This window comes from Accumulibacter sp., assembly GCF_029255145.1.
GTDB lineage: Bacteria > Pseudomonadota > Gammaproteobacteria > Burkholderiales > Rhodocyclaceae > Accumulibacter.
Window position 1 is genome coordinate 1 of the sequence record NZ_JAPUVQ010000084.1, and the last position, 8,133, is coordinate 8,133.

Annotated in this window: 8 protein-coding genes; 6 read left to right on the forward strand and 2 right to left on the reverse strand. The window is 66.6% G+C overall.

Features of this window, described 5'->3' with window-relative positions:
* The first annotated feature begins 124 nt into the window (after positions 1–124).
* The 4 genes from Q1L50_RS08145 to Q1L50_RS08160 all read left to right on the forward strand — a co-directional run bounded on the left by Q1L50_RS08145 (position 125) and on the right by Q1L50_RS08160 (position 4,980).
* On the forward strand, positions 125–1,786 hold the full coding sequence (locus Q1L50_RS08145; protein ID WP_300337408.1) for a DEAD/DEAH box helicase: 1,662 nt from the start codon (positions 125–127) through the stop codon (positions 1,784–1,786).
* A 46-nt stretch (positions 1,787–1,832) separates the two neighbouring features.
* Complete coding sequence (locus Q1L50_RS08150) at positions 1,833–2,456, forward strand: 3'-5' exonuclease (RefSeq protein WP_300337410.1); 624 nt, start codon at positions 1,833–1,835, stop codon at positions 2,454–2,456.
* A 455-nt stretch (positions 2,457–2,911) separates the two neighbouring features.
* On the forward strand, positions 2,912–4,096 hold the full coding sequence (locus Q1L50_RS08155) for a toll/interleukin-1 receptor domain-containing protein (protein WP_300337412.1): 1,185 nt from the start codon (positions 2,912–2,914) through the stop codon (positions 4,094–4,096).
* The gene (locus tag Q1L50_RS08160; RefSeq protein ID WP_300337414.1) at positions 4,093–4,980 is read left to right on the forward strand and encodes a 2-dehydropantoate 2-reductase; all 888 of its coding nucleotides are present in this window, start codon (positions 4,093–4,095) and stop codon (positions 4,978–4,980) included. Before Q1L50_RS08155 ends, Q1L50_RS08160 begins: the two co-directional genes overlap by 4 nt.
* Before the next feature lie 39 nt (positions 4,981–5,019).
* On the opposite strand, the gene Q1L50_RS08165 is transcribed toward Q1L50_RS08160, so the two are convergent.
* Positions 5,020–5,463 carry a GFA family protein gene (locus Q1L50_RS08165; RefSeq protein ID WP_300337416.1) on the reverse strand — a complete coding sequence of 148 codons (444 nt, stop codon included), beginning with the start codon at positions 5,461–5,463 and terminating at the stop codon, positions 5,020–5,022.
* Positions 5,464–5,594: 131 nt separating this feature from the next.
* On the opposite strand from Q1L50_RS08165, the gene Q1L50_RS08170 reads away from it, so the two are divergent.
* Together Q1L50_RS08170 and Q1L50_RS08175 are read left to right on the forward strand one after the other, a co-directional pair.
* On the forward strand, positions 5,595–6,014 hold the full coding sequence (locus Q1L50_RS08170) for a helix-turn-helix domain-containing protein (RefSeq protein WP_300337418.1): 420 nt from the start codon (positions 5,595–5,597) through the stop codon (positions 6,012–6,014).
* A gap of 105 nt (positions 6,015–6,119) precedes the next feature.
* Positions 6,120–6,800, forward strand: coding sequence for an HAD-IA family hydrolase (locus Q1L50_RS08175; RefSeq protein ID WP_300337420.1), 681 nt, complete (start codon positions 6,120–6,122; stop codon positions 6,798–6,800).
* Here Q1L50_RS08175 and Q1L50_RS08180 read toward each other — a convergent pair.
* A complete protein-coding gene (locus tag Q1L50_RS08180; protein WP_300337422.1) occupies positions 6,797–7,612 on the reverse strand; it encodes an alpha/beta hydrolase in 816 nt (271 codons plus the stop codon). The genes Q1L50_RS08175 and Q1L50_RS08180 overlap by 4 nt on opposite strands.
* Between the last annotated feature and the right edge of the window lie 521 nt (positions 7,613–8,133).

Sequence of the window (8,133 nt, forward strand, 5' to 3'; positions counted from 1 at the left end):
GCTGCGCGAAAGTTCGTAGGCAATCGATTGATAGCGGTCACCCTTGGCCTCGATTCCGCGCTCGTTCGATGGGCCGAGGGGGGCGCTGAGCATTCCGGCGTCGCTTGAATGTCAACACACTCTAGTGCGCGACGCCACCGGCGTGATCCGTTTCAAGGGCGCTTTTGTCTATCTCGACCCGGCCGAGATCGAGCGCCTGCGCGCCCAGCTCGCGCGGCCGGCCGAAGTTTCGAGCAGCGAACTGCTGCGGGTGGCGGTCGCCGGGGAATACGCCGGCGCGCCGATCGGCCTCGACGAAGCGGCGCAGCGCCTGCTCCGGCAGTTGCTCGACGCCGGCGACGTCCCACTGCCGGCCGCGCTGCAGGCGACGCTGCGTCCCTATCAGCAGCGCGGCTATGCCTGGCTGTACCGCAACGCGCGGCTGGGCTTCGGCAGCGTCATCGCCGACGACATGGGCCTGGGCAAGACGCTGCAGGTGATCGCCACGCTGCAGAAGCTCAGCGAGGAAGGCGCGCTGACCGATGCCAAGGCTCTGGTAGTCGTTCCCACCAGCCTGTTGACCAACTGGCAGAAGGAGATCGCCCGCTTCGCGCCGGCGCTGAGCGTCGCCGTCTTCCACGGCGCCCGGCGTGAACTGGCGACGCGTCAGGGCGAGCAGCGTCCGGACGTGCTGCTCACCACCTACGGCGTCGCCCGCAGCGAAAGCGCGGCACTCAAGTCGCTGTCATGGCAGGTGCTGGTGGTCGACGAAGCGCAGAACATCAAGAACCCGGCGACCGCCCAGACGCGGGCACTGAAAGCGATCCCGGCGACCAGTTTCATCGCCATGAGCGGCACGCCGGTCGAGAACCGGCTCGCCGAATACTGGAGCATCATGGACTTCGCCAACCGCGGCTATCTCGGCAAGCTGCCGCACTTCGTCAAGGAATACGCGATACCGATCCAGACGCATCACGACCAGCAGGTCGTCGCGCGCTTCCGGCGGGTCACCGCGCCCTTCCTGTTGCGCCGGCTGAAGTCCGACAGGAGCATCATCGACGACCTTCCGGACAAGATCGAGCAGGACCAGTACTGCACGCTGTCGGCGGCGCAGACCGCGCTGTACGAATCGGTGGTCCAGGAGGGCCTGCGCAGTCTTGCCGGCGAGTCCGATACGTTCCGGCGCCAGGGACTGGTGCTGCAGATGATCTTGGCGCTGAAGCAGATCTGCAACCATCCGGCGCAGTATCTCAAACAGCGCCACGAGCAGGCCGGCGCCGACCTGTCGGGCAAGGCGCAGCGCTTTCTCGAACTGATCGCGGATATCGACGCCAGTCACGGCAAGGTGCTGGTGTTCACCCAGTTCCGCGAAATGGGCGAGTTGCTGGTTTCCTGGCTGCACGAACGCTACCGACGCGAACCGCTGTTCCTGCACGGCGGCCTGACGCGCAATCAGCGCGATGCGCTGGTCGAGCGCTTCCAGAACGACCGCACCGAGCGCGTCTTCATCCTTTCGTTGAAAGCCGGCGGCACTGGCCTCAACCTGACCGCGGCGTCGAGCGTGATCCACTACGACCGGTGGTGGAACCCGGCCGTCGAAGCGCAGGCGACCGACCGCGCCTACCGCATCGGCCAGCAGCAGAACGTGCAGGTGCACCGCCTGATCACCCGCGCCACCTTCGAGGAACGGATCAATGAGATGATTCGCGCCAAGCGCGAACTCGCCGAGTTGACCGTCGGCGCCGGCGAACAGTGGATCGGCAATCTCGACGGCAAGGAACTGGAAGCGCTGTTCACCCTGCATTGAGCAGGCTGCGGCACGTTTGAAGATCGAGCAAGGGACTGGAACCAGGATGCGCGAGCGGATAATCATCGACTTTGAAACGACCGGGCTGTCGCCGCGGCTCGGCGACCGGGCGACCGAAGTCGCGGCGGTGGTGATCGACGAAACGGGGATCGTTGACCGCTTCCAGAGCCTGATCAACGCCGGCCGCCCCATTCCGCCCTTTATCCAGCAGCTGACCGGCATCAGCAATGCGATGATCCGCCAGGCGCCGAAGGCTGAAACGGTGATGCGCCAGCTCTTCGCCTTTATCGCCGGCCGTCCGCTGGTGGCGCACAACGCGTCGTTCGACCATGGCTTCCTGGGCGCCGAACTCGACCGCATCGGCGAATCGTATCCCGGCGGCCTGCTCTGTTCGATGAAAGTGGCCCGCCGAATCTATCCGGAAGCCCCCAATCACCGCCTGGCGACGCTGATCCAGCACGCCAGCATCGCCGTCACCGGCCAATACCACCGTGCTCTGGCAGACGCCGAAATGACCGCCCTGCTGTGGTTGCATATGGAGCAGAAGCTGCGGCACGACTTCGCGCTGCCGGAGGTGTCGCTGGAACTGATGCAGCGGATCCAGACCGCACCGTGCAAGGGCCTGGGAAAGTGCGTCGACAGTTTCAAGCGGCGCGCCTGCGCGGCGTAGCCGCCAACCTGCTGGCTGCCGATGCTCGGCGAAGGAGGTGGAAGGGTGCGCGGCGCCAGCCACAGGCGCCCTGGACTGCCGCGTCGCTGGGCTCTCGCAGTGACCGCACGGTGTGGAGCCCGTCAGTGCGAACGCAGTGAAGCGGTTCAGGAGGGCGCAACGGCAGGACTCGAGCCACTTTGATGACCGCTGTCGCTGGATCCTTGATGTCCCCTGACGGCGACTTTCACTGACCCCCCGAACGAAATCCCGGATTGACGGCGCTAGCGATGGCCGGCGATACTTTCGGGAACGGCGGAGGGGTTCCGTCACCGCCAACCTTTGCACACCCTTCGCTCCCGGTCCTTCGGCGCACGATCGCGAGCGAGACCGTCGCCAGCACGATCGCTGCCTGCCCATCGAAGCGCCCCACCGTCGTCCGCCCGTCGTCGCCAGCCAATGGCCCACAATTGCCAATGAGCAAGAGTCGCAGGAAATTCGTTCTGGTCATCGGTACCGGATGGGCGACGCCTGCCAGGCGCCGCGTCGCGCGGATGATCGGCGCGACGCTGGTCGATTGCGGCTTCGGGCTGCTTACCGGCAACTCGACGGGCATCGACTATTGGGTCTCCGACGCCTTCTGCGCTGCGCTTCGGGAACGCGGCGAGTCGCCACAAGACACCTTCCGGCAAGTCTCGCTGGGGTGGACGCGTCTCTTCCGGCGCGGCGGCTTGCCGCTGCCGGGCTACTCGGCCACAGCGGAATGCCGCGTTCCGGCTGCCGATGTCGAGGCCTGGAAGCGCGAAGCGATCGGCCGCTGCGACGCGGCGGTAATGGTCGGCGGCGGTCGCGGTGCGCTGGACATCGCGCGGCGCGTGATCGAACAGGGCAAGCCGGTCTTTCCCCTGCCCTTCATGGGTGGCCTCACCGGCAATTCGGACTATGTCTTCCAGGAGATACTCAAAACCTGGGACGGGCACCCGGTGCCCGGCGTCAGCCGTTCGCAGTTTCTGCGACTGGCCGAGCCCTGGGTGAGCGGCACCGGTCAATTGCGGAATCTGCTGCGCGGCACGCTGGCCGAGACGCCGGATGTCTTCATTTCCTACCGCCGCAGCGATGCACCGGCTGCTGCCGGCCGCGTCGCCAACGACCTCGCCGAGCATTTTGGCGCGCGTCGCGTGTTCCTCGACGTCAGCGGCATCGCGCCGAGCAGCGCCTGGGACGAATCGATCGAGGGCGCCCTGCGGGCGTGTGCCGCCGGGGTCATCGTCATCGGCCGATCGTGGCTGGTGCCAGCCGCCGACGGCCTGCCGCCGCGCCTGCACGATCGCGACGACGTCGTTCGCAGCGAGATTGCCAGCCTGATCGAGCAGCGTCGGGCGATTTTCCCCGTGCTGGTCGAGGGCGCCCGCCTGCCCGACGAAGCGGAACTTCCGGAGCCGCTACGCGCGCTCCTGCGATTCCAGGCGACGACCATCGACAACGGCGGCTGGGGAGCGACGATGAACCTGCTGGTTCGCGAAATCGAGACGGTCATTCGTCATCACGACGATACTCGTCGCGCCGCCACCTCAGGCGCTGCGACAGGGCCAGCCCCCGCAGCCGTTGGCCAGGGCGACCCGCGGCCAGCAGCCGAACTTTTCCGGTCAGGAACGACATGAAAATTGCAGTGATGGGCGCCGGCGCGGTCGGCTGCTACTACGGGGGCATGCTCGCCCGTGCCGGCCACGCGGTGGTCCTGATCGGACGGCCGGAGCACGTGGCGGCGGTCCGTCGCGACGGCCTGGCGATGGATGCCCAGTCATTCCAGGAACACGTGCCGATCGACGCCAGCACCGAGCCCGGCGCCGTGCAGGGCGCCAGGCTGGTGCTCTGCTGCGTCAAGTCGACCGATACCGAAACCGCCGCTGCAGCGATGGCGCCGCACCTTGACCCTGACGCGCTGGTCCTGAGCTTGCAGAATGGCGTCGACAATGCCGAGCGGCTGCAAGCACTGCTGCCGCAGACAGTCGCCCCGGCGGTCGTGTATGTGGCCACCGAGATGGCCGGGCCAGGCAGCGTCAAGCATCATGGCCGAGGCGACCTGGTGATCGGACCCTCGGCCTTCAGCGAAGACCTGGCCAGGCTGTTTGCCGACGCGGCCGTGCCGGTACAGATTTCCGACAACGTGGCCGGTGCGCTGTGGGCCAAGCTGATCGTCAATTGCGCATACAACGCACTGTCCGCGATCACCCAGCTACCCTATGGCCGTCTGGTACAGGGTGCAGGCGTCGAGGACGTGATGCGTGACGTGCTGCACGAGTGCCTGGCTGTTGCCCAGGCGGCCGGGGTCACCGTACCCCCTGACATCCCGGAAGCCGTGCAGCGCATCGCGCGCACCATGCCTGGCCAGATCTCGTCAACCGCGCAGGATCTGGCGCGCCACAAGGCTAGCGAGATCGATCATCTAAACGGTTACGTGCTCCGCAAAGGAGAGACGCTGGGTATCCCGACGCCCGTCAATCGTGTCCTGCACGCCGTCGTCAAGCTGCTCGAATCGCGCTGACGAAGATCGGTGGAAAGCGCCCCGCGCCGGCTGCGAACCTTACCCGGCAGCAGGCGCCGGAGGCATTTCGGGGAACGCCGGCAGCGCCGGGTCGAGGTGGTCCCAGGGCAGCAGGCGCTTGGCGTAAACGGCCATTTGCGGCTTGATCGGCGCCGGGTCGTCGAGGCTGGCGACGCGCAGCGTCACGACGCCCGGCATGGCCGTACTCTTGCCGAACAGCGGGCTGCCGCAAACCGGGCAGAAGCTGCTGCTCACGCGGCCGCCGCTGTCGGCGGTCCAGTCGTAGGTGCTCACTTGGCCGGTAAAGACGAGCGCGGATTCGGGAAGCAGCGCGTGAAACGCGTGTCCGGACCCGCTCAAGCGGCGGCAACTGCTGCAGTAGCAAACCCCGGTCATCTCCGGATCGGACGAAATCTCATAGCGGACGGCGCCACACAGGCAGCCGCCCTGGCGAGCGGCGGATGGTTTGGCGGAATCGTTCATGGCGGTCTCCTCATCGTGATGGTTGAAACAGTTTCGCAAGCGATGACTTCAACTTTGCAAGTCACGGCGGCATCGTGCCACAGCCACTTGTGATTTGCAAGTAACCGGGCGGAGAGGATAAAGTACGCTGGATGACCACCACCGCCGATACCACCGCCGACCCCGACGCGGACTACCGTTCCCGGTGCCCGCTGGCGTCCGCGCTCGACCTCCTCGGCGACAAGTGGACGTTGATCATCGTCCGCGACATGATCGCCGGGAAGCGGCGTTACGGCGAGTTCCTGTCCTCCCCGGAGCGGATTCCCAGCAATATCCTGGCCGGTCGGCTGCGCCGTCTGGACGATGCGGGAATCGTCAACAAGCGACTCTATCAGGAAAACCCACCGCGCCACGAGTACTTGCTGACTCGCAAGGGGGCGGAGCTCTTGCCGGTCCTGCAGCAGCTCGCCGCCTGGGGCCACCGGCATCTTCCCGGCCGGTGGGCGCCACCAGCGTGGTTTTTCGAGGCCACGCCGGAAGACCTTTACGGCGCCGGGATGCCGCGCGGGTGAAACGGCGGACGGCTTGCACACCTACCATCGACGCCCCGTGCGCCGGTGGCTGATGCGATGAGCGAGCCGCCAGCGAAGCGACCGGCCACGTGGCCGGAAAGGCACTTGGCGAGGCCGCCGGACAGGCCGGTGGTCAAGGATCTGGCAATTTTCGACTGCGATGGCGTACTGGTCGACAGCGAACCGATCGCCAGTCGCGTTCTTGCTGAGTTGTTGAGCGAAGCCGGATTTCCGCTGACCGCGCAGCAGGCGATCGCGCGCTATACCGGAATCAGCGTTCGCGCCGTTCTGAAACAGGTCGAGGACGAGTGGGGCTGTTCCCTGCCGGCAGATTTCGCCAGGCGCCTGGGCGAGCGTGACCGGGCGGCTTTTACTGCCGAACTGCAACCGGTCGCCGGGGTGGACGAGATGCTGCGCGCGCTGGCCTGGCCGAAGTGTGTCGCATCTTCGGGCGCGCGCGACAAGATCCGCGTCAACCTCGGCATCACCGGGCTGCTGCGGCACTTCGAGCCACACTTGTTCAGCGCCGAGATGGTTGCCCGCGGCAAACCGGCGCCCGACCTGTTCCTGCTGGCAGCCGCCGCGATGGCTTGCCGGCCACAGAACTGCGTGGTCATCGAAGACAGCGTCGCCGGCGTGCACGCCGCGCGCGCCGCAGGCATGCGCGTGCTCGGCTTCTGCGGTGGCGGCCATGCCGGGCCGGGGCATGCCGCAACGCTGCTCGCTGCCGGCGCCTCGGCGGTGTTCAAGGACATGCGGGATTTGTCGCGCTTGCTCGCTGCTTAGGCTGCCGTGCCGCCTGGCAGAAGCCGCTGGAGCCAGCCGAGCATGGCGTCGGCCGCCGCTTGCCAATGCGCATCGAGCATCAGCGTATGGCCGGCCCGCGGAATCACCGCCTCCTCGGCCTGCCAACGCACGGCCGTAAGTCCCAGCAGCCCAGGCTGGAAGACCGCGTCCGCCGCACCACCGACCACCAGCACCGGCAGCGCTGGCCGCCGCCCGCCGATGCGCATCGCCAACAGCGACAGGTCCAGGATGGCGCGGCGCGACTCGGACTGGAACAGGCGGGCGAAGCGGATCAGATCGTCGGTTTTTGTCTCGCGTGAGTAGTACACCTCGCGCATCGTCTGCAGGGTTTGCGCGGTGTAGGCGCCGCCGGTAGCGCGCGCCTGCTCGGCGAAAAATGCCGGATGGGTCAGCGCGATGTTCATCGTGGAGCCAAGTATGCCGCCGGGAGGCACCGGCGACATCAGGATCGCCGCGCGTGCCGGATGCTGCTCGAGCAAACGTTCGACGACCACCGTCCCCATCGAGTGGCCGATCACGACTGCCGGCGCCGCCAAGCCTTGCGCGACCTGCGCCAGGTCCTGGACATAGTCGTCGATCCCGAACGAGTCGAGCCGCTCGCGGCCCTCGCTGGCGCCATGGCCCGCCAGATCGAGCGCATGGCAGTCGAAACCGTGGCGGCTGAAGTACGGCAGGAAATACGCGTCCCAGCAGCGCGCCGTGGCGTAGCCACCATGGACAAAGATCAGCGGCGGGAGATGGGTCTGACTGGAAGCCGGACGGTGCAGGGTATTGATGCGTCGAGAGGTCATGGCGGCGACGACTGTATCACAGCGTCGCACGCCGGGTAGCAACTGGCGGCCGGGGAATGGGTCGGGAAATTGGCCAGTGACAGCGCAGCGCTTGACCCCCCCGCTCCGGCCGCGTGCGCCTTGGCACGCGCGAGTCCGCCGCGTTCACGCCGTCGCCGTGCAAAGTCATCCGCTCACCGATCCCGCGCCAGGCCACGTCGAGCCATGCTGTTGCACCCGTCCCTTCTCGATGCTCGGCGTGGACCCGCACCGATAGCCGGTGCGATGACAGCAGTTGGACTGCATTCTGGTCTCTCCAGGGCGATCAAACGCGGTCGGTCAATCGCGTCCGCCGCAGGAGCAGGACGGACGTGATAAAGGCCTGCGGGCCAGATGGATCCTCGGCGGTAACCGGTAACTAGCAGCCTGTCGGACTTTCCCGGCGCCAGATCCATATATGATATAATCATGCCTCTTCGAACCATCGAGTCGTCGCATGTCAAACTTTATCGTCGCTGACCGCCAGACGGCCTATCTGCTAC

Bases quoted from the DNA above. Each gene is read 5' to 3' on its own strand.
- Q1L50_RS08150 (WP_300337410.1), top strand. From the start codon at position 1,833: ATGCGCGAGCGGATAATCATCGACTTTGAAACGACCGGGCTGTCGCCG.
- Q1L50_RS08155 (WP_300337412.1), top strand. From the start codon at position 2,912: ATGAGCAAGAGTCGCAGGAAATTCGTTCTGGTCATCGGTACCGGATGG.
- Q1L50_RS08160 (WP_300337414.1), top strand. From the start codon at position 4,093: ATGAAAATTGCAGTGATGGGCGCCGGCGCGGTCGGCTGCTACTACGGG.
- Q1L50_RS08165 (WP_300337416.1), bottom strand. From the start codon at position 5,463: ATGAACGATTCCGCCAAACCATCCGCCGCTCGCCAGGGCGGCTGCCTG.
- Q1L50_RS08170 (WP_300337418.1), top strand. From the start codon at position 5,595: ATGACCACCACCGCCGATACCACCGCCGACCCCGACGCGGACTACCGT.
- Q1L50_RS08180 (WP_300337422.1), bottom strand. From the start codon at position 7,612: ATGACCTCTCGACGCATCAATACCCTGCACCGTCCGGCTTCCAGTCAG.